Source organism: Streptomyces sp. NPDC008317, from assembly GCF_042955955.1.
Classification (GTDB): Bacteria; Actinomycetota; Actinomycetes; order Streptomycetales; family Streptomycetaceae; genus Actinacidiphila.
Window position 1 is genome coordinate 201103 of record NZ_JBIBFQ010000003.1, and the last position, 20077, is coordinate 221179.

Consider the following 20077-nt stretch of genomic DNA (forward strand, 5'->3'; position numbering starts at 1 on the left):
ACGACACCGCAAGCGGCACCCCCGGGGTCCTGGTCACCGCGACGGGGCCGGGAGGTAGCCCGCGGGGCAGGTGCTGAAGGTGCCACGGCCATGCGTGCGGCTCCGCATCCCGGTGGCGTAACCGAACAGCTCGGCCAGGGGGACGGTCGCCGTGAGGACCGTGGAGCCCATGGCCACCGCGCCGGAGGCGGTCACCCGGCCGCGGCGCGCGGCCAGGTCGCCGAGGACGGCGCCCACGGCGCTCTCGGGCACGGTGACCGTCACCTCGGTCACCGGTTCCAGCAGCACCATCGCGGAGGCCCGCAGCGCCTCGCGGAGCGCGAAACGGCCCGCCGTGCGGAAGGCCAGCTCCGAGGAGTCCTTCGCATGGGTCGCCCCGTCCGTCAGCGTGACGCGCACCCCCGTCACGGGGTAACCGCCCAGCGGCCCCTGCGCGAGAGCGTCACGGCAGCCGTCCTCGACCGCGCGAACGTACTCGCGCGGCACCCGGCCACCGGTCACCGTCGAGGTGAACACGAACTCCTCCTCCCCCTCCTCGGCGCCGAGCGGCGCCACATCGATGACGACATGGGCGAACTGCCCCGCCCCGCCGTCCTGTTTGACATGCCGGTGGACATGACCCGTCACCCCGCGGACGACCGTCTCCCGGTAGGCGACCTGCGGGCGGCCGACGCCGACCTCCAGGCCGTGGGCGCGGCGGATCTTCTCCACCGCGACCTCCAGGTGCAGTTCGCCCATGCCCGCGAGCACCATCTGGCCGGTCTCGGGATCGGTCCTGACAGCGAGCGACGGGTCCTCCTCGACCAGCCGTGCGAGCGCCGACACCAGCCGTTCGGTGTCGGTGTTGCGGGCGGCCTCGACCGCGACGGAGACGACCGGGTCGGCCGCCACCGGGGGTTCGAGCACCAGCGGGGCGCCCGGCGCGCACAGCGTGGTGCCCGCGCGGGCGGCCTTCGGCCCGACCACCGCGACGATGTCCCCGGCGACCGCCTGTTCCAGCTCGGTCTGCCGGTCGGCGTGCAGCCGCAGGATGCGGCCGATCCGCTCGCCGCGCCCGGTGCCCGCGTCCAGCACCGTGTCTCCCTTCCTGATCGTTCCCGCGTAGATCCGCAGGCAGGTCAGCCGCCCGGTGGCGGTCGAGTTGACCTTGAACACCAGCCCGGCGAAGGGTTCCGCCGGGTCGGCCGCGCGTTCGCGCGTTTCGCCGTCGAGCGTGCCCCGGACCGGGGGCACGTCCAGCGGCGACGGCAGATAGGCCGCCACCGCGTCCAGCAGCGGTTCGATGCCGCGGTCACGGTAAGCCGAGCCGCAGAGGACCACGACGCCCTCTCCGCCGCGGGTGAGGTCGCGCAGGGCCGCCGTCAGGGTCGGCTCCGACAGCGCCGAGCGCGCGCAGAATTCCTCCAGCGCGGCCGGGTGCAGCTCCGCCACCGTCTCCTCCAGCAGCCGTCGCCGCCGGTCCGCCTCCTGCTTCAGCTCGTCGGGCACCGCGCCTTCGCGCGGGCCGCCGCCGTCCGTCCAGACCAGGGCGCGCATCCGCAGCAGGTCGACGACGCCCGTGAAGCCGTCCTCCCGGCCGATCGGGAGCTGGACGACCAGCGGGACGGTGTGCAGCCGCCGTCGGATGGAGTCGACCGCCCGGTCCAGATCGGCGCCCGCGCGGTCCAGCTTGTTGACGAAGACGATCCGCGGCACGCCGTGCCGGTCCGCCTGCCGCCACACCGACTCGCTCTGCGGCTCGACGCCCGCTACGGCGTCGAACACGGCGATGGCGCCGTCGAGCACCCGCAGCGAGCGCTCCACCTCGTCGGCGAAGTCGACGTGCCCCGGGGTGTCGATCAGGTTGAACCAGTGCCCGTCCCACTCGCAGCTCACCGCGGCGGCGAAGATGGTGATGCCGCGGTCGCGCTCCTGGGAGTCGAAGTCGGTGACGGTCGTCCCGTCGTGGACCTCGCCGCGCTTGTGGGTGGCGCCGGTGAGGTAGAGGAACCGTTCGGTGACGGTGGTCTTGCCCGCGTCCACGTGGGCGAGGATGCCCAGGTTCCTGACGTCGGCGAGTGCCGGTACGGACGGACGGTTCGGGTTGCTGCGCACGGCCTGTGACCTTTCGGATGATCCGGTGAGGTGGCGGCGCGATTGTCGTGACGTACGACCGATGTGGCCCCGTCCGGAGAGCCGTGAAGCCGCGCGGCCGTAGCGCCGAGCCGCGCCCGGGTGTCCGGGCGTACGGGTACGGCGGCGGGCCTGGCAGGCAGGGCGGCGGGGCGGCGGGGTCGAGCCGATCGGTCGGGGGCCCGACGGGGTCAGGCGGGCGTCACGGGGCCACGGTGCCGGCCGCGCAGCGGGCACCGGGCGGACCGAGACACCAGAATCACCCGGTGCCGGGTCGGGGGAACGACGACTGCGCTGCGGTGACGCACGGCCGGGCTCCCCTCATTGGTCCGTTCACTCGTCATGGCACGCGCCGTCCGATGGTGGCGGCGCGTGGACGCGTGCCGAGTGTAGGGAGGCGGCTCCGGTCGCCGCACCGGGTTTTTCCGGTGCGGCGGGTCCGGGTCGGTGGCGGGCGGCGTCAGGCCGGGGCGCTCGCGTACATCCGGGAGACGACCTCGGGCAGCAGGCGTTCGGTGAGGCGCGGGGGCAGGGCCTGGAGGACGGCGAGGACGGGGGCCATGCGGTCGGGCAGCGCGCCGCCGGGGCCGACGCCCGCGAGCTGGAGGGCGAGCGCCACCTCGTCGGGGCCGAGGGTGTCCGGGTCGAGCGCGGCGGCGAACTCCACGAGTCCGGGGTCGACGGCGGTCGGGCCGTACGCGCGGGCCCTGGTCACGGCGTCGGCCAGGTGGGCGAGGAGTTCGTCGATCCGGTCCGGGTCCGCGACGGCGGCGGTGACCGTGAGGTGCACATTGGACGGTGAGCCGCCGAAGGCGGGCTGCGGCTGGAGGTACCAGCCGAGCAGCCGCATCTCGTCCGCGACCACGAACGGGTCGAGCGCCGGGTCGGCGGAGGCGACGGCCACCAGCGACGCCTCGGGGGCGCCGAGCACCCGCAGCCCCTCGATCCGGCCGATCCCCTCGACCAGCCGTACGGTCGCCGCGTGCACGCGGCGGGACAGGTCGGTGTACCCGTCGGTGCCGACCCTGCGCAGCACCGCCCAGGCGGCGGCGAGCGGCCCGGCGGACTTGGTGCCCTGCAAGGTCGCGTTGACGACGGGGTAGCCCGGCCAGGAGGCGTGCGCGAACCAGCCGTGCCTGCGCAGTTCCGCGTCCCGGAAGAGCAGCACGGAGGCGCCCTTGGGCGTGTAGCCGTACTTGTGCAGGTCGACCGAGAGCGAGGTGACGCCGGGCACCGCGAGGTCGAAGGCGGGCGGCGGCGCGATGCCCTCGGCCAGCCGCCGGTGCGCCAGGTACCAGCCGCCGATGCAGGCGTCCACGTGGCACAGCGTGCCGCGTTCCGCTGCGGCCCGCGCCACCTCGGCGACCGGGTCGAGCACGCCGTGCGCGTAGGAGGGCGCGGAGACGACGACGAGGGCGGTACGGGGGCCGATGGCGGCTGTCATGTCCTCGGCCCGCACCCGGAAGGTCTCCGGGTCCACCGGGACGCTCACGACAGTGAGTCCGAAGAGCGCCGCGGCCTTGTGGAAGGCGGCGTGCGCGGTGACGGGGAGCACGATCTCGGGGGCGGTGACGCCGCGCGTCCTGCGGGCGTGCTCGCGGGCGGTGAGGACGGCCAGCAGGCAGCTCTCGGTGCCGCCGCTGGTGAAGGTGCCCGCCGTCCGCGGGCCGCCGCCGAGCACGGCCGCCGCCCGCCCCACGACGTCGTTCTCCAGCGCGACCACGCTGGGGAAGGCGGTCATGTCGAGGCCGTTGACGCCCGCGAAGGCGGCCTGGGCGCTCGCCGCCAGATCGTCGAGCCCGTCGAGTCCCGCGTCGTAGACGTACGCCATCGTCCGTCCGCCGTGCACGGGCAGGTCGGCGGCGCGCAGTCCGGCGAGGTGCTTCAGGATCGCGTCGTCGGTCCGGTCGTCCGTTTCGTCCATGCGCGGGAATCTAGGCCAGCGCCAGGACACACACCAGGCCCGAAGCAGAATATTGTTCAACTTCTGCTTCGGGCCCGGAAGGACGGGCCGGGCGCTCGGGCGCGGTTCCTACCGCTTGAGCGTCGGCTTCAGTTCCATCAGCCGGGCCAGCAGCCCGTTGACGAAGGCCGGTGACTCGTCGGTGGAGAACTCCTTGGCGAGCTGCACCGCCTCGTCCAGCACGACCGCGTCCGGGACGTCGTCCTCCCAGAGCAGCTCGTACGTGCCGAGCCTCAGCACATTGCGGTCCACGACCGGCATCCGGTCGAGCGACCAGCCGACGGAGTAGCTGGACAGCAGTTCGTCGATCCGCTCGGCGTGCGCCTCGCAGCCCTCGACGAGCTGCATCGTGTACTCGGTGACCGGCGGCTGCCGGTCGTCGGTCCTGGCGAGCCGGATCCAGTCCGCCATGGCGGTCTTGGGGTCGACGCCCCGCTGTTCCGCCTCGAAGAGGATCTGGAAGGCCCGCTTGCGGGCCTTGTTCCGGGCAGCCACGGTTAGCTGTTCACCCGGCCGAGGTAGTCGCCCGTACGGGTGTCGACCTTGACCTTCTCACCCGTGGTGATGAAGAGCGGGACGCCGATCTCGTAACCGGTCTCCAGGCGGGCGGGCTTGGAGCCGCCGGTGGAGCGGTCGCCCTGGACGCCGGGCTCGGTGTACTCGATGACCAGCTCGACGGAGGCGGGCAGCTCGACGTAGAGCGCGGAGCCCTCGTACATCGCCACGACCGCCTCGAAGCCCTCGAGAAGGTAGTTGGCGGCGTCGCCGACCGTCTCGGGCGCGATGATGATCTGGTCGTAGGTCTCGGTGTCCATGAAGACGAAGTCGGTGCCGTCCTTGTAGGAGAACTGCATGCCGCGCTTGTCGACGTTGGCGGTCTCGACCTTCACGCCCGCGTTGAAGGTCTTGTCGACGACCTTCCCGGAGAGCACGTGCTTCAGCTTGGTGCGCACGAAGGCGGGGCCCTTGCCGGGCTTGACGTGCTGGAACTCGACTACGGTCCAGAGCTGGCCGCTGTCGAGCTTGAGCACGAGGCCGTTCTTGAGGTCGTTCGTGGTGGCCACGGTTGCGGAATCTCCTGAAAGTGCTGCTTCGGGGACCGAGGAGGGCACGCGCCCGTCACAGGGCGAGCAGTTCCTTGGTCGTGATGGTGAGTAGCTCGGGCCCGCCGTCCGCCAGTGGACGTACGACGAGTGTGTCGTCGATGCGGACACCGCCGCGGCCCGGAAGGTGGACCCCCGGTTCGACGGTGACCGGCACGCAAGCGTCCAGTTTACCCATGGCCGCAGGTGACAGCCGAGGGTCCTCGTCGATTTCCAGACCCACGCCGTGTCCCGACCACTGTGCCAGACCCTCCGCGTGGCCGGCGGCGGTGAGCGGGCTCCGGGTCGCGTGGTCGACGTCTCGGCAGGCCACACCGGGTGCGAGCGCCTCGCGGCCGGCCCGTTGGGCGGCGAACACCAGCTCGTAGAGGTCGATCTGCCAGGCTGCGGGAGCGGTGCCGATGACGAACGTACGGCCGACTTCGCAGCGGTAGCCGCGGTAGCGGGCGCCGAGCCGGACGGTCAGGAAGTCGCCCTCCTCGACGCGGCGGTCGGTCGGCACGTGCCGGGGCGCGCCGGAGTTCGGCCCGGTGCCGACGGAGGTGCGGAAGGCGGGGCCCTCGGCGCCGTGGTCGACCAGGCGGCGCTCCAGCTCCAGGGCGAGGTGCCGTTCGGTGCGGCCGACCAGGATCGACTCCAGCAGCTCGCCGAGGGCCTGGTCGGCGATCTCCGCGGCGATCCTGAGGTTGGCGATCTCGTGCTCGTCCTTGACCAGCCGGAGCTGTTCGACGGCGCCGCCGAGGTCGGACAGCGGGAGCGCGCCGACGACCGAGCTGATCGCCCGGTGCCGGGTCACCGTCAGGTGGTGCTCCTCGACGGCGAGGGAGTCGGCGCGGTGCTCGCGGGCCAGGTCGGCGGCGGCCACCGCCGCGTCGCCGTCCGGCGTCGCCAGCACCACCGCGCGCAGGTCGCCGGGCAGCGGTTCGTCGCGGTCGTCCTGCGGCGGTGTGAGGTGCACCAGCGCGTCGTCGTCCGGGCCGATCAGCAGCGCCGCGCCCTGCGGCGCGCAGCCGGTCAGGTAGCGGATGTTCGCGGGACGGGTCACCAGCGCGGCGGACGCGCCGTTCGCCGCGCACCGGTCGCGCAGCCGTGCTCTGCGTGCTGCGTGCACCTCGGACATGTGGCGAGCGTATGGGCGCGTCGGCGGCCCGGCTTCCTGAGCGCGTCCACCCGTGGCGCCGGACCGCCGGCCGCCGCCCGCGCCCGTACCGCCGAAGGCTCGCCTGCCGCGTGAGCCCGTACGCGGGCCGCTCGCCCGCCGCCGCCGGATCGTGCGGGCGGGCTACCAGACGGGCGGGCCCTGGGCGCTGCGGGCCACGACGCGGTCGAGGGCGGCGGCGGCGGAGACCACGTCGAGCTGGGAGTTGTCGATGATGGGCAGGCCCGAGCCGTACCAGCCCGCCATACGGCCGTGGATCCGGGCGACTTCCTCGTCCGACAGGCGACGGTTGCCGGTGCGCTCCGCGTTGCGGGTCAGGACGACGTCCAGTCCCGGGAGCAGGACGACGGGGAGCAGGCCGGGCCCGACGTGCCGCTTCCAGCCGCCGAGGCCGACGGCGGGGCGGTCGGGGAAGACGGCGTCGTCGATAATGCAGGAGACGCCGTTGGCCAGGAAATTCCGGGCGGCGAAGCCGCAGGTGCGGCGGGCCAGCCGGTACTGCGCCTCGGAGTGCTCGTTCCACCCCGCCTGCGGGTCGGCGAAACCGGCCCGCACCCATTCGCGTACGTCGTCCAGGCTGATGTGCGCGGTCGGCGCGCCGCGGTGGTCGGCCCAGTGCCGCGCGATCGTCGTCTTGCCCGCCCCCGCCGCGCCGATCAGCAGCACGGCTATCGGGCCGTGCGAAGCGCCGGACAGCGAGCCGTTGCCGTGCGGCGCCGGGACCTGCACGGGCGCGGGCGACGACAACGGGAAGTGCCCCGTACTGACGCCCGTCCCCTGGGGCGGGGTGGGGCCACCGGGCTGCGGCGCCCCCACAGCGTGCTGCATCTCGCCCCACTCCATCCCGTACGGAGGACCAGCTTCTTGAACCGGCCGGTAACGAACCCGTTCGACACGGAACGGTACAGCCCCTGACGGCCGTTGTGTGAACGAGCCGCGCTCCTCCAGGGTGCCCCGCTAGGAGCCGCCGTCCTCCGCGAGGGCGCGCAGCGCCAGCCGGTACGAGCCGATGCCGAATCCGGCGACCGTACCGGAGGCGACGGCGGCCACGACGGAGTTGTGCCGGAACGCCTCGCGCGCGTACGGGTTGGAGATGTGCACCTCGATCAGCGGCGCGGTCCGCTGCGCGGCGGCGTCGCGCATCGCGTAGGAGTAGTGCGTGAAGGCGCCGGGGTTGAGGACGACGGGAATCCGGCCGTCGGCCGCCTCGTGCAGCCAGCCGATCAGCTCCGCCTCGTCGTTGGTCTCGCGGACCTCGACGTCGAAGCCCAGCTCGGCGCCGAGCTTGGTGCACTCCTCGACCAGACCGGCGTACGAGGTCGCGCCGTAGACGTCGGGCTCGCGGGAGCCGAGGCGCCCGAGGTTGGGGCCGTTGAGCACCAGGACGCGGGTGGTCACGCGGAGACCTCCCCGTAGGCGGCGAGCAGGACGGCCGGGTCGGGGCCCTCCAGCACGGTCGGCTTGGCGAGTCCGTCGAGGACGATGAAGCGCAGCATGTCGCCGCGGGACTTCTTGTCGACCTTCATGGTCTCCACCAGCTTCGGCCACTGGTCGCCGCGGTAGGTCAGCGGCAGTCCGACGGACTCCAGGACGGCGCGGTGCCGGTCGGCGGTCGCGTCGTCCAACCGCCCGGCCATGCGGCCGAGTTCGGCGGCGAAGACCATGCCGACGGAGACGGCGGCGCCGTGCCGCCAGTTGTAGCGCTCGTTCTTCTCGATCGCGTGCGCCAGCGTGTGGCCGTAGTTGAGGATCTCGCGGAGGCCGGACTCCTTGAGGTCGGCGGAGACGACCTCGGCCTTGACCCGGATGGCGCGTTCGATCAGCTCGCCGGTGTGCGGGCCCTCCGGGCCGCGGGCGGCGGCCGGGTCGGACTCGATCAGGTCAAGGATGCCGGGGTCGGCGATGAACCCGGCCTTGATGATCTCGGCGAGGCCGCTGACGTAGTCGTTGACCGGCAGCGAGGCGAGCGCGGCGAGGTCGCAGAGGACTCCGGCGGGCGGGTGGAAGGCGCCGACAAGATTCTTGCCCTCCGCGGTGTTGATGCCGGTCTTGCCGCCGACGGCCGCGTCGACCATGCCGAGCACGGTGGTGGGCACGGCGATCCAGCGCACTCCGCGCAGCCAGGTCGCGGCCACGAAACCGGCCAGGTCGGTGGTGGCGCCGCCGCCGACGCCGACGATCACGTCGGTGCGGGTGAAGCCGGTCTGGCCGAGCGCCTTCCAGCAGTAGGCGGCGACCTCGGCGGTCTTGGCCTCCTCGGCGTTCGGGAGCTGGATGGCGATGGCCTCGAAGCCCTGCTCCGCGAGGTCCTCGCGGATCGCCTCGCCGGTCCCGGCCAGCGCCTCGGGGTGCAGGACGGCCACCCGGCGCGCCTTGGGCCCGATCAGTCCCGGCAGCTCGCCGAGGAGCTGGTGACCGACCAGCACCTCGTACGCCTCGGTGCCCGCCGTGGCACCGACCTGGATACGGGTGGGGGGCGCCACCGCGTCGTTCTCGCTCATGCGTCCTTCAGTTGGAGTGCGTCGAGGACGGCCTCGGCCACGTCCTCGGGGGTGCGGTCGTCGGTGCTGACCACGGCGCGGGCGATCTCCGTGTACAGCGGGCGGCGTACGTCCATCAGCTCGCGCCACTGCTGGCGCGGGTTGACCGCGAGCAGCGGGCGCGGCGCGTCCAGGCCGACGCGGCGGACGGCCTGGTGCAGGCCGACGTCGAGGAAGACCACCGGCAGACCGGCCAGCAGGTCGCGGGTGGGGCCGTCCATGACGGCGCCGCCGCCCAGCGACAGCACGCCCTCGTGCTCGGCGACGGCGGTGCGGACCGCGGCGCGTTCCAGCTCGCGGAAGCGCGGCTCGCCGTCGTCGATGAAGATCTCGGGGATCGGCTTGCCCGCGACGGCCTCCACATCGGCGTCGGTGTCGCGGTACGTGGTGCCCAGCCGGTCGGCGAGCGCGCGGCCGACGGTGGTCTTGCCCGCTCCGGGCGGGCCGACGAGGACGATCGCCGGGCCGGTCACTTGATCGCCAGGTTGTCGAGGAAGCCGCGGACGCTGCGCCGGGTCTGTACGACCGAGTCGCCGCCGAACTTCTCCGCGACCGCGTCGGCCAGCACCAGGGCGACCATCGCCTCGGCGACGATGCCCGCCGCGGGCACCGCGCACACGTCGGAGCGCTGGTGGTGGGCCTGGGCGACCTCGCCGGTGGTGACGTCGATGGTGGCGAGCGCGCGGGGCACGGTGGCGATCGGCTTCATCGCGGCGCGGACCCGCAGCACCTCTCCGGTGCTCATGCCGCCCTCGGTGCCGCCGGACCTGCCGGAGGCGCGCCGGACGCCGTCGGGGCCCGGCACGATCTCGTCGTGCGCCTTGGAGCCGGGCACCCGGGCCAGGTCGAAGCCGTCGCCGACCTCGACGCCCTTGATCGCCTGGATGCCCATCAGCGCGGCGGCCAGCCGTGCGTCGAGTCTGCGGTCCCAGTGCACGTGCGAGCCGAGGCCGACCGGCACTCCGTACGCCAGCACTTCCACGACGCCGCCGAGCGTGTCGCCGTCCTTGTGGGCCTGGTCGATCTCCGCGACCATCGCCTTGCTCGCGTCCGCGTCCAGGCAGCGCACCGGGTCCGCGTCCAGCCGCTCCTCGTCGCCGGGCACCGGCACCACGCCGTAGGGCGCCTTCGCCCCGGCCAGTTCCACCACGTGCGAGACGATCTCGATGCCCGCGGTCTCCTTCAGGTACGACCGCGCGACCGCGCCCAGCGCCACCCGCGCCGCGGTCTCCCGCGCGCTGGCCCGCTCCAGCACCGGCCGTGCCTCGTCCAGGTCGTACTTCTGCATTCCCGCCAGGTCCGCGTGGCCGGGTCGCGGCCGGGTCAGCGGCGCGTTGCGCGCCAGGCCCGCCAGGATCTCCGGGTCCACCGGGTCGGCCGACATGACCTGTTCCCACTTGGGCCACTCGGTGTTGCCCACCATCACGGCCACCGGGCTGCCCATGGTGAGGCCGTGCCGTACGCCGCCCAGGAAGGTCACCTCGTCGCGCTCGAACTTCATCCGCGCCCCGCGCCCGTATCCCAGCCGCCGCCGCGCCAGCGCGTCCGCCACCAACTCCGTGGTGACCGGCACCCCGGACGGCAGCCCCTCCAACGTCGCGACGAGTGCGGGTCCGTGCGACTCCCCCGCGGTCAGCCAGCGCAACCTGCTCAACGGTGCTCCCTCGATGTGCGCGTCCCGGTCCGGCCGCCCCCGAGCAACGGCGTGCCGTCCTGTCCCCCGATCCTCCCACGCCGACGTGCCGTGCCCCGACACGGTCCACCGTGCGGACAGCGACCGGCCGGAACCGTCACCCCCGCGGCAGCGCGGCCTCGCCCGCCGCGCGCATGGCCGCGAGCGGGGCGGGGGTGTGGCCGGTGTACTGCTCGATCTGGAGGACGGCCTGGTGGACCAGGAGGTCGAGGCCGCCGACGACCGGGGCGTCGCGCCGGGACCAGGCGGCGGCCAGCGGGGTGGGCCAGGGGTCGTAGAGGACGTCGAAGAGGGCGCCGGGGGCGGGCGGGACGGCGGCGGCGAGGTGGTCGGCGGCGCCGGCCGGGGTGGTGGCGATGACCAGCGGCTCGTCGAGGGCCTTGGCGGCGTCGGCCCAGTCGGCGACGCGCACGGCGACGCCGAGGCGGTCGCCCCACTGCCGCATCTCGGCGGCGCGCGCCGGGCCGCGCACGTACGCGGTGACCTCGGCCGTGCCGAGCCGCGCGAGCGCGGCCAGCGCGGAGGAGGCGGTCGCCCCGGCGCCGAGGACCGCCGCGGAGGGCACGGAGGTGATGCCGCGCTCCCGCAGGGCGGCGAGCATGCCGGGGATATCGGTGTTGTCGCCCCTGCGGCGGCCGTCGGGGCCGAGCACGACCGTGTTGACGGCCTCCACGGACGCGGCCGTCTCGGTGATCTCGTCCAGCAGCGGGATCACGGCCCGCTTGAGCGGCATCGTCAGCGACAGACCGCGCCAGACGGCGGGGTCGAGGCCGCCGATGAAGCCGGGCAGCGCGGCCTCGTCGACCTCGAAGCGGTCGTAGCGCCACTCGTCGGCGAGGCCCATCGCCTCGAACGCGGCCCGGTGCAGCACCGGGGAGAGCGAGTGCGCGATGGGTGACCCGAGCACCGCCGCACGGCGGGTGCCCGGGTGTCCGGTCGTGTCCACGGAAGAAGTGCCCCGGTCCTACTGGCTGTTGTACTGGTCGTAGAGCTTCTGGAACTCGGCGTGCGTCGAGGTGAACTTGGTCGTCTTGCCGTCCAGCGAGATGAAGTAGTACCAGTTCCCGCTGTCGGGGTTCATCGCCGCCTTCAGCGCGTCGACGCCCGGGTTGCCGATCGGCCCCGGCGGCAGGCCCTTGTACTTGTACGTGTTGTACGGGTCGTCCAGGGACTTGATCTTGGCGAGGCTGATGTTCGTGGCGCTGGTGTTCTTGATGTAGTTGTACGTCGAGTCGAACTGGAGCAGCCCGAAGGTCTCCTTGTTGGTGGGGACCATCCGGTTGTAGACGACCTTGGCCATCTTGCGGAAGTCGTCGTCGGTCTTGCCCTCGGCCTGCACCAGGCTGGCGACGGTGAGCAGTTGCAGCGGCGAGCTGAGATTCTGCTTCTTCGCCTCGGCGACCATGTCGAACTGGGCGTACTGCTTCTTCGCCTCGCCGACCATCTCGCGCAGCAGCGCTTCGGGCTTCATGCCCTTGGCGACGCCGTAGCGGGACGGGAAGAGGAAACCTTCCAGCGGGTCCTTCACCTTGGAGCTGGTGTCCGCCCAGTCCGGCAGTCCGAGGTTCTTGGCCTGGTCGTGCGCGACCTTCTTCGTGCTGCCCGCGGAGAGGCCGAGACGCTTGTCGATGGCGTCGTAGATCTGCGCGTCGCGCATGCCCTCGGCGATGATCATCGCGTTCTGGGACTTGGGGTCGAGCATCATCGTGACGGCCGAGGCCGCCGACATCTGCTTGTTGAGGACGTAGACGCCCGCCTGGATGAACTGGCCCTTGGGGTTCTTGCGGGCCGCGGCGGTGAAGGCGTCGACGCTCTTGACCACACCGTCGGACTTGAGGATGTTGCCCATGGTGGTGATCGTCGAGCCCTTGGGGATCTCGACCTGGACCTCGCCCGCCCCGTTGCCCGAGTAGTCGGGCGCCGGGCCGAAGCGGTCCTGGTAGAAGTTGTAGCCGAAGTAGCCGACGCCGCCGAGGCCGCCGCCCAGGACGACCAGGACGACCAGGCACGCGCAGCCGCTGCGGCGCTTCTTGCCGCCCTTGGCGGGGGCCGACTTGCCCGCGCGCCTGCCGCCGCCGCTCGTGCTGGTGGTCGCGGGGGCGTCGTCATCGTCGTCGTCACGGCCGGAGAAGAAGGCGTGCTCGCGCGGGTCGTCGTCCTCCCCCGCGTCCCAGTCGCCGGTGTTGCCCGGAGCCGTCCGCAGCGGGCGCGCGCCCGGCTCCTGCGGGTGACCGTCCTGCGCCCCCTGGACGCCTTGCGTGCCCTGCGCCGGGCCCTGGCCCTGTGGCTGGCCCTGGCCGTGCAGCGGCGCCTGCGGCTGGCCCTGCCCCGGAGCGCCCTGACTCAGACCGCCCTGTCCCGGACCGCCCGGCCCCTGCCCGGGCCCCTGGCCCTGGAACGGCGCCTGCGGCTGCTGCCGGTACTGGGGCTGCTGCGGCGGCGGGTAGCCGTTCTGCCCGTAGAAGTCGGGCTGCGGGCCGCCCGCGTACGGATCCTGCGGCTGGTGCCCGCCATACGGGTCCTGGTGGCCGTATCCGCCGACCGAGTGGGCGCCGGTGTCGTAGCCGTCGTACTGCGCCTGCGGGTACTGCTGCTGTTGAGGGTGCTGCTGGGGGTGCTGCTGAGGCTGGTACTGCCCCTGCGGGTGCTGCGGCTGCTGCTGCGGGTACCCCTGCTGCTCGTACTGCTGCGGGGTCTGGGGGTACTGCTGGCCGCCCTGCTGCTGCGGGTACTGCTGCTGGTGCTGACCGGTGGCGTAGGGGTCGTACTCCGCCTGCGGGTACGGCACCTGCTGCTGCGGCGGGTAGGGCTGCTGCGCCTGGTCGTAGCCGTCACCGAAGAGCGGGTCCTCGGGATGCCACGGTTCGGAGCCGGCGCCCCGGCCATAGTCAGTCATCGGTCCCCTTGGTACGCGGTCTGCAACCGGCTTGCCGACCCTGTGAAACGGGCGGCGCCCGAGGGGCGCCGCCGTGTCGCGCGAGACGTTACCGTATCGCGATCAGATGACCACTTCGACGCTCTCGCCCGGAGCTTTACCCGACACCCGTTCGGTCTCCAGCGCACTTTGCAAAATAATGACCGCGGCAGCCTGATCCACTACGGAGCGTCCCTTTTTCGCCTTCACTCCGGAGGCGCGGAGCCCTTGCGTGGCCGTGACCGTACTCATGCGTTCGTCCACCAGGCGCACCGGAACCGGCGAGATGACTTTCGCCACATGCTGGGCGAAGCCGCGGACCTTGGCCGCCGCCGGGCCCTCGCCCCCATTGAGGGAGCGCGGCAGCCCGACGACGACCTCGATCGGCTCGTACTCCGCCACGATCGCGGCGAGCCGCCGCAGCGCGGCGGGCACGTCCCGGCCGGGCACCGTCTCGACCGGCGTGGCGAGGATTCCGTCGGGGTCGCACGAGGCGACCCCGATGCGGGCGTCCCCGACGTCCACCGCGATCCTCCGGCCCCTCCTCATGCCGCCTTCCCGCCCCGGGCGGCTCGGATCCGGCGAACCGTCCGTCACGCCTTCTCGCCCACCAGGCGCTGGACGGCCTCGACGGCGTCCTGGACCGCGGCCGGGTTCTGGCCGCCGCCCTGGGCCACGTCGTCCTTGCCGCCGCCTCCGCCGCCGAGGGTCTTGGCGGCGGTGCGGACCAGCTCGCCGGCCTTGATGCCGCGCTCGCGGGCGGCCTCATTGGTGGCGATGACGGTCAGCGGGCGGCCGTTGGCGACGGTGAAGAGGGCGACGACGCCGGGGCGTCCGCCGCCGATCCGCTGGCGGACATCGAGGACGAGCTTGCGCAGGTCGTCGGCGCCGGTGCCCTCGGGGACGGTACCGGCGACCAGGGCGACGCCCTTGATGTCGGCGGCGCTCTCGGCGAGCCCGGCGGCGGCCTGGAGGACCTTCTCCGCGCGGAAGCGCTCGATCTCCTTCTCGGCGTCCTTGAGCTTGGCGAGCATCCCGGAGATCTTGTCGGGCAGCTCCTCGGGGCGGCCCTTGACCAGCTCGGTGAGCTGGGCGACGACCGTGTGCTCGCGGGCGAGGAAGTGGTAGGCGTCCACGCCGACCAGGGCTTCGACGCGGCGCACGCCGGAGCCGATCGAGGACTCGCCGAGCAGCTTCACCAGGCCGAGCTGCGCGGTGTTGTGCACATGGGTGCCGCCGCACAGCTCCTTGGAGAAGTCGCCGATGGTGACGACCCGGACCCGCTCGCCGTACTTCTCGCCGAATTCGGCGATGGCGCCCTGCCTCTTGGCCTCGGCGATCGGCAGGACCTCGGCGGTGACGTCCAGTTCGCGGGCCAGCACCTCGTTGATCTTCTGCTCGACGTCGGTGAGGACGGTGCCGGGGACGGCGGCCGGGGAGCCGAAGTCGAAACGGAAGCGGCCGGGGGCGTTCTCGGAACCGGCCTGGGCGGCCGTCGGGCCGAGGGCGTCGCGCAGCGCCTGGTGGGTCAGGTGGGTGGCGCTGTGGGCGCGGGCGATGGCGCGGCGGCGTACGAGGTCGATCTGGGCCAGCACCCCGGCCCCGACGGTGACCTCGCCGACCTGGACGACGCCCTTGTGCACGCTGACGCCGGGCACCGGCTGCTGGACGTCGCGGATCTCGATCACCGCGCCGTTGTCGGCGCGGATGCGGCCGGTGTCGGCGAGCTGGCCGCCGCCCTCGGCGTAGAACGGGGTGCGGTCGAGCACCACTTCGATCTCGTCACCCTCGGTGGCGGCGGGCGACGGGACGCCGTCGACCAGCAGGCCGACGACGGTGGCCTCGTTGTGGTTCTGGGTGTAGCCGGTGAACTCGGTGCTGCCGGAGCGGTCGGCGACCTCGCGGTAGGCGGACAGGTCGGCGTGGCCGGTCTTCTTGGCGCGGGCGTCGGCCTTGGCGCGGTCCCGCTGCTCCTTCATCAGGCGGCGGAAGCCCTCCTCGTCCACCGACAGGCCCTGTTCCGAGGCCATTTCGAGGGTGAGGTCGATCGGGAAGCCCCAGGTGTCGTGGAGCAGGAACGCCTTGTCGCCGGGGAGCACGCTGCCGCCGGCCGACTTGGTCTCGGTGATGGCGGTGTCGAGGATGTTGGTGCCGCCGCTGAGGGCCTTGAGGAAGGCGGTCTCCTCGGCGATGGCGACCGTCTCGATCCGCTTGCGGTCCGAGATCAGCTCCGGGTACTGCTCGCCCATGGTCTTGATGACGACGTCGGCCAGTTCGGCGACGACCGGTCCGGTGGCGCCCATCAGCCGCATATTGCGGATGGCGCGGCGCATGATGCGGCGCAGGACGTAGCCGCGCCCCTCGTTGCCCGGGGTGACGCCGTCGCCGATCAGCATCACGGAGGTGCGGATGTGGTCGGCGACCACGCGCAGCGACACGTCGGTGTCGTGGGCCTGGCCGTAGCGCACGCCGGTCAGTTCGGTGGCGCGGTCCATGACGACGCGCAGGGTGTCGGTCTCGTACATGTTCTGCACGCCCTGCAGGATCATCGCGAGGCGTTCGAGGCCGAGGCCGGTGTCGATGTTCTTGCTGGGCAGGTCGCCGAGGATCGGGAAGCTCTCCTTGCCCTCACCGGCGCCGCGCACGTACTGCATGAAGACCAGGTTCCAGATCTCCACGTACCGCTCGTCGTTGACGGCGGGGCCGCCCTCGACGCCGAACTCGGGGCCGCGGTCGTAGTTGATCTCGGAGCAGGGGCCGCAGGGTCCGGGGACGCCCATGGACCAGAAGTTGGGGCCCATGCCGAGTCGCTGGATGCGCTCGGCGGGGACGCCGATGACGTCGCGCCAGATCTGCTCGGCCTCGTCGTCCTCCTGGTAGACGGTGATCCAGAGCCGGTCGGCCTCCAGGCCGTAGCCACCGTCCTCCAGGGAGCCGGTGAGCAGCTCCCAGGCGTACTTGATGGCGCCTTCCTTGAAGTAGTCGCCGAAGGAGAAGTTGCCGCACATCTGGAAGAACGTGCCGTGCCTGGTGGTCTTGCCGACCTCTTCGATGTCCGGGGTGCGGACGCACTTCTGCACGCTGGTGGCGCGGTCGAAGGGCGGCTTGACCTCACCGAGGAAGTACGGCTTGAACGGGACCATGCCCGCCGGGACCAGCAGCAGAGTCGGGTCGTCCGCGATGAGCGACGCCGAAGGGACAACGGTGTGCCCGCGCTCCTCGAAGAAGCGCAGCCAGCGGCGGCGGATTTCTGCCGACTCCATCAGTGTTCGTCCTTCCGGTTGTACGCAATGCTCCGGCGCGGTGCCGGGAGTTCGGACGGGATTTCGGATTGCGGGGCGCTGCCGGTGAGGCCGAGCGCGTCCTGGAGCTCGCTCTCGCGCTGCGTCATGCCCGCCCGTACGTCCTGGGCGAACACCCGCAGCCGCGCGCCGGTCTCCAGCGCGCGGTCGGCCGCGGTCGCCGCGAGGCTCTCGGGCGTGAGGCGGCGCAGCGCCCGGTTGACCTTGGTGGTGGCCCAGACGCCGGTGGCGGCGCCGGTGACGAACCAGAACATACGGCGGAACATGTGGCCTCAGTCCTTCGAGCGGTTGCGACGGCCGCCGCGCCGGGCGGCGGGGAGCACCTTGCCTGCCTTGACGGTCCTGGCACGGGAGCGGTCGGTGCCCGCCGCGCCGTTGGCCGCCGCGCCCGCGCCCGCTCCGCCGGAGGTCCGCAGGCCGACCGCGCGCCGTACGCCGTAGCTGAAGGCGGCGACCTTCACCAGGGGTCCGCCGAAGGCCGACGCGACGGTGGAGGAGAGCGCGGAGGCGTTGGCCGTCACCTCGGCGACCTCCGCGGTGATGGTGTCGACCCGGTCGAGCTGGCTGTGGGCGGTGCGCAGCGCGTCGGAGGCGTCGCCGAGCAGCGGTACGGCCTGCTCGGTGATGCCTGCCACGAGTTCGCTGGTCCGCTTGAGCGTCTGGGCGAGCCTGACCAGCGCGACGGCCAGGAACGACACCAGGATCGCCCAGAAGACCGCCACGATGAGGCCAGCCACCTCTGCACCGGACACGTTGCTCCGCTCCCTCACCGTCGGCATCTCACGGACACTTCGCCGCGCTGTTTCGGCCGCTTCTCACGGCTGCTTCCCGCGACCGCTTCCACGGCCGCTTCTCACGACCGCGGTCCGCGGCTGGTTTTCACCACGACATCGGCCTCCGACCCTATCGCGCCGGGCCTGCGCGTCCGTACCGCATTACGCGCGCGCCGGGGCTGTCCCACAACCGGGCAAGCGCGGGCGTTATACCACTACTCGGCGACGGGATTGTACGGTCCGCGCACAGTCAAGTACGCTCCGTACACCATGGAGACTGTGGGTAACCTCCCCGCCGAGCTGACCGGCTTCGTCGGCAGGACGTCCGAACTCGCGGCGCTCGACGCGCTGTTGTCGCCGGCGGCGGAGTCCCGGCTGAGCACCGTGACCGGGGTCGGTGGGGTGGGCAAGACGCGGCTGGCGCTGCGGGCCGCCAGGCACGCGCAGGACCGTTTCCTCGGCGGCGTCTGGCTGGTCGACCTGTCCGGGCTCGGCGACGCGTCGCTGCTGGACCACGCGGTCGCGGAGGCGCTGCGGCTGGCGGACCACACCACCCGCTCGACGCGTTCGGTGCTGACCGAGGGGCTGGCCGGCCGCGAGCTGCTGCTGGTCTTCGACGGCTACGACCGGGTGCACGCCGAAGTGGCCTCCCTCGCCGCGGAGTTGCTGCGCCGCGCGCCGGGGCTGCGGGTGCTGGCGGCCGGCCGCAGGCCGCTGGGCATCACCGGGGAGCGGCTGCTGCCGTTGGCGCCGCTGCCCGCGCCGGACGCCCGCAGCGACGCCGTGCGGCTGTTCGCCGAGCGCGCCGCGGCCGTGCTGCCGGGCTTCACCGTGACACCGGCCAACAGCGGTCCCGTCCTGGAGCTGTGCGCCCGGCTCGACGGCCTTCCGCTCGCCCTCGAACTGGCGGCGGTCCGGCTGCGGGCGCTGTCGGTGGAGCAGGTGCTCGAACGGCTCGACGACCGCTTCCGGCTGCTGACCGGCGGCGACCCCACCGCGCCCGCCCGGCACCGCGCGCTGCGTACGGCGATCGGCTGGAGCCACGAATTGTGCACGCCGGGCCAGCGGCTGCTGTGGGCGCGGCTGTCGGTCTTCGCCGGACGGTTCGACCTGGACGCGGTGGAGTACGTGTGCGCGGGTCCCGATCTGGCAGAGGAGGACATCGTGGAGACGGTGTCCGCGCTGGTCGACCAGTCGGTGCTCAGCCGCGAGGAGGGCGCCGACGGTCTGGTGCGCTACCGGATGCTGGACACGGTCCGCGAGTACGGCGCGGGCTGGCTGGCCGCGCTCGGCGACGACGTACGGATGCGGCGGCGGCACCGCGACTGGTACCTGGGGCTGGCCACCTGGTGCGAGCTGGACTGGTTCAGCCCCCGGCAGTCGGAGGTGGCCGCGCGCGTCGAGGCCGAACTGCCCAATCTCCGGCTGGCGTTGGAGTTCAGTCTGGACGGCGCCGCGGACCGGCCGCCGGAGGACCCGGCCGTCGGCCAGTATCTGGCGGGCACCTTGTGGTTCTGCTGGGTCGGCTGCGGGCGGCTCGCGGAGGGCAGGCACTGGCTGGAGCGGGCCCTCGACCTCGCCGCGGGGCGCTCGGAGGCGCGCGCCAAGGCGATGTGGGTGTACGGCTATGTGACGCTGCTCCAGGGCGACTCGGTCACCGCGCTCGACGTGCTCCAGCAGTGCCGCAGCGAGGCCGAGGCGGCCGACAACGGCACGGCGATGGCGTACGCGGTCCACCGGCTGGGCTGCCTCGCGCTGGTCTCCGACGACATGCCGCGGGCCGAGCGGTTCATCGGGGACGCGCTGCTGCGCTACCGCCGGATCGGCGAGCTCAACAGCAACGTCCTCATGGCGCAGGTCGAGTTGGCGATGGCGGTGGCCTTCCAGGGCGACCTGGACCAGGCGGTGACCCTCGCCGCGGAGGCCCGCGACATCTGCCACGACCACGGGGAGCGCTGGACGCTGGCCTACGCGCTCTACGTCCTCGGTTACGCCGCCTGGCTCGGCGGCGACCGCGCGGAGGCGCGGCGGCTGGCCGAGGAGGCGCTGGCCATCGACCACGCCTTCCGCGACCTGGTCGGCGCGGTGCTCGCCCTGGAGCTGCTGGCCCTCATCACCGAGGACGAGGGCGCCCCGCACGAGGCCGCGGTCCTCCAGGGCGCCGCGGGGCGTCTGTGGGCCTCGGTCGGACTGCGCCTGTTCGGCTCCCGCTTCTTCAACGCCCCGCACGTGCTGTGCGAGGCGCGCGTGCGCGCGGCGCTGGGTGACGACGCCTACGCCGCCGCCCTGAGCGAAGGCGAGCGGTTCGGGCTGGACGCGGCGGTCCACCGCGCCCTCCACCGCCCGTCGCCCGCCGCCGCCACCCGCGAGCGTCCCGCCCGGAAGGCCCCCGCCAGGAGCGCGGCCCCCGCGGAGGTGGTCGCCCCCGAGTAGAGGGGACGGGGGTACTTCCCAGCGGCGGCTGGAGGACGCGCTACACGACCGACCACGACGGCGGCGTCACCGTCGGCCCCGGGGG

General features: G+C 72.9%; 17 protein-coding genes. 1 reads left to right on the forward strand and 16 read right to left on the reverse strand.

The genetic code is table 11. The features are described 5' to 3' along the window. Positions 1-33: 33 nt before the first annotated feature. The 16 genes from fusA to ACFY9V_RS10845 all read right to left on the reverse strand — a co-directional run bounded on the left by fusA (position 34) and on the right by ACFY9V_RS10845 (position 17538). On the reverse strand, positions 34-2094 hold the full coding sequence (fusA, locus tag ACFY9V_RS10770; RefSeq protein WP_391160788.1) for an elongation factor G: 2061 nt from the start codon (positions 2092-2094) through the stop codon (positions 34-36). Positions 2095-2572: 478 nt separating this feature from the next. Beyond that, positions 2573-4036 (reverse strand): aminotransferase class V-fold PLP-dependent enzyme, encoded by a 1464-nt coding sequence (locus ACFY9V_RS10775; protein WP_391160790.1) that lies wholly within the window; start codon positions 4034-4036, stop codon positions 2573-2575. A 108-nt stretch (positions 4037-4144) separates the two neighbouring features. Then, positions 4145-4570 carry a transcription antitermination factor NusB gene (gene nusB / locus ACFY9V_RS10780; RefSeq protein ID WP_355348754.1) on the reverse strand — a complete coding sequence of 142 codons (426 nt, stop codon included), beginning with the start codon at positions 4568-4570 and terminating at the stop codon, positions 4145-4147. 2 nt (positions 4571-4572) lie between these two features. Next, positions 4573-5139 (reverse strand): elongation factor P, encoded by a 567-nt coding sequence (efp, locus tag ACFY9V_RS10785; RefSeq protein ID WP_188285184.1) that lies wholly within the window; start codon positions 5137-5139, stop codon positions 4573-4575. A 55-nt stretch (positions 5140-5194) separates the two neighbouring features. Further along, entirely contained in the window at positions 5195-6298 is a 1104-nt protein-coding gene (locus ACFY9V_RS10790; protein ID WP_355348750.1) for a M24 family metallopeptidase, read from the reverse strand. 162 nt (positions 6299-6460) lie between these two features. Beyond that, positions 6461-7165, reverse strand: coding sequence for an AAA family ATPase (locus tag ACFY9V_RS10795; protein WP_391160793.1), 705 nt, complete (start codon positions 7163-7165; stop codon positions 6461-6463). 129 nt (positions 7166-7294) lie between these two features. Continuing rightward, complete coding sequence (gene aroQ / locus ACFY9V_RS10800; protein ID WP_355348746.1) at positions 7295-7735, reverse strand: type II 3-dehydroquinate dehydratase; 441 nt, start codon at positions 7733-7735, stop codon at positions 7295-7297. After that, the gene (aroB, locus tag ACFY9V_RS10805; protein ID WP_391160794.1) at positions 7732-8838 is read right to left on the reverse strand and encodes a 3-dehydroquinate synthase; all 1107 of its coding nucleotides are present in this window, start codon (positions 8836-8838) and stop codon (positions 7732-7734) included. Before aroB ends, aroQ begins: the two co-directional genes overlap by 4 nt. Then, a complete protein-coding gene (locus ACFY9V_RS10810) occupies positions 8835-9350 on the reverse strand; it encodes a shikimate kinase (RefSeq protein WP_355348740.1) in 516 nt (171 codons plus the stop codon). The genes aroB and ACFY9V_RS10810 overlap by 4 nt, the downstream gene beginning before the upstream one ends. Next, positions 9347-10531 (reverse strand): chorismate synthase, encoded by a 1185-nt coding sequence (gene aroC / locus ACFY9V_RS10815; RefSeq protein WP_355348737.1) that lies wholly within the window; start codon positions 10529-10531, stop codon positions 9347-9349. The genes ACFY9V_RS10810 and aroC overlap by 4 nt, the downstream gene beginning before the upstream one ends. A gap of 136 nt (positions 10532-10667) precedes the next feature. Continuing rightward, a complete protein-coding gene (locus ACFY9V_RS10820) occupies positions 10668-11516 on the reverse strand; it encodes a shikimate dehydrogenase (RefSeq protein ID WP_391160797.1) in 849 nt (282 codons plus the stop codon). A gap of 18 nt (positions 11517-11534) precedes the next feature. Further along, the gene (mltG, locus tag ACFY9V_RS10825; RefSeq protein ID WP_391160799.1) at positions 11535-13466 is read right to left on the reverse strand and encodes an endolytic transglycosylase MltG; all 1932 of its coding nucleotides are present in this window, start codon (positions 13464-13466) and stop codon (positions 11535-11537) included. 102 nt (positions 13467-13568) lie between these two features. Next, positions 13569-14033 (reverse strand): Holliday junction resolvase RuvX, encoded by a 465-nt coding sequence (gene ruvX / locus ACFY9V_RS10830; RefSeq protein ID WP_355348851.1) that lies wholly within the window; start codon positions 14031-14033, stop codon positions 13569-13571. A 44-nt stretch (positions 14034-14077) separates the two neighbouring features. Beyond that, on the reverse strand, positions 14078-16747 hold the full coding sequence (alaS, locus tag ACFY9V_RS10835) for an alanine--tRNA ligase (protein ID WP_391160801.1): 2670 nt from the start codon (positions 16745-16747) through the stop codon (positions 14078-14080). Continuing rightward, entirely contained in the window at positions 16747-17052 is a 306-nt protein-coding gene (locus tag ACFY9V_RS10840) for a DUF6167 family protein (RefSeq protein WP_188285194.1), read from the reverse strand. The genes alaS and ACFY9V_RS10840 overlap by 1 nt, the downstream gene beginning before the upstream one ends. Before the next feature lie 6 nt (positions 17053-17058). After that, positions 17059-17538, reverse strand: coding sequence for a DUF948 domain-containing protein (locus tag ACFY9V_RS10845; protein ID WP_391046625.1), 480 nt, complete (start codon positions 17536-17538; stop codon positions 17059-17061). Positions 17539-17829: 291 nt separating this feature from the next. Between ACFY9V_RS10845 and ACFY9V_RS10850 the strand changes: the two genes are divergently transcribed. After that, positions 17830-19992: an ATP-binding protein gene (locus tag ACFY9V_RS10850; RefSeq protein ID WP_391160803.1), complete on the forward strand. Its 2163-nt coding sequence runs from the start codon at positions 17830-17832 to the stop codon at positions 19990-19992. The last annotated feature ends 85 nt before the right edge of the window (positions 19993-20077 follow it).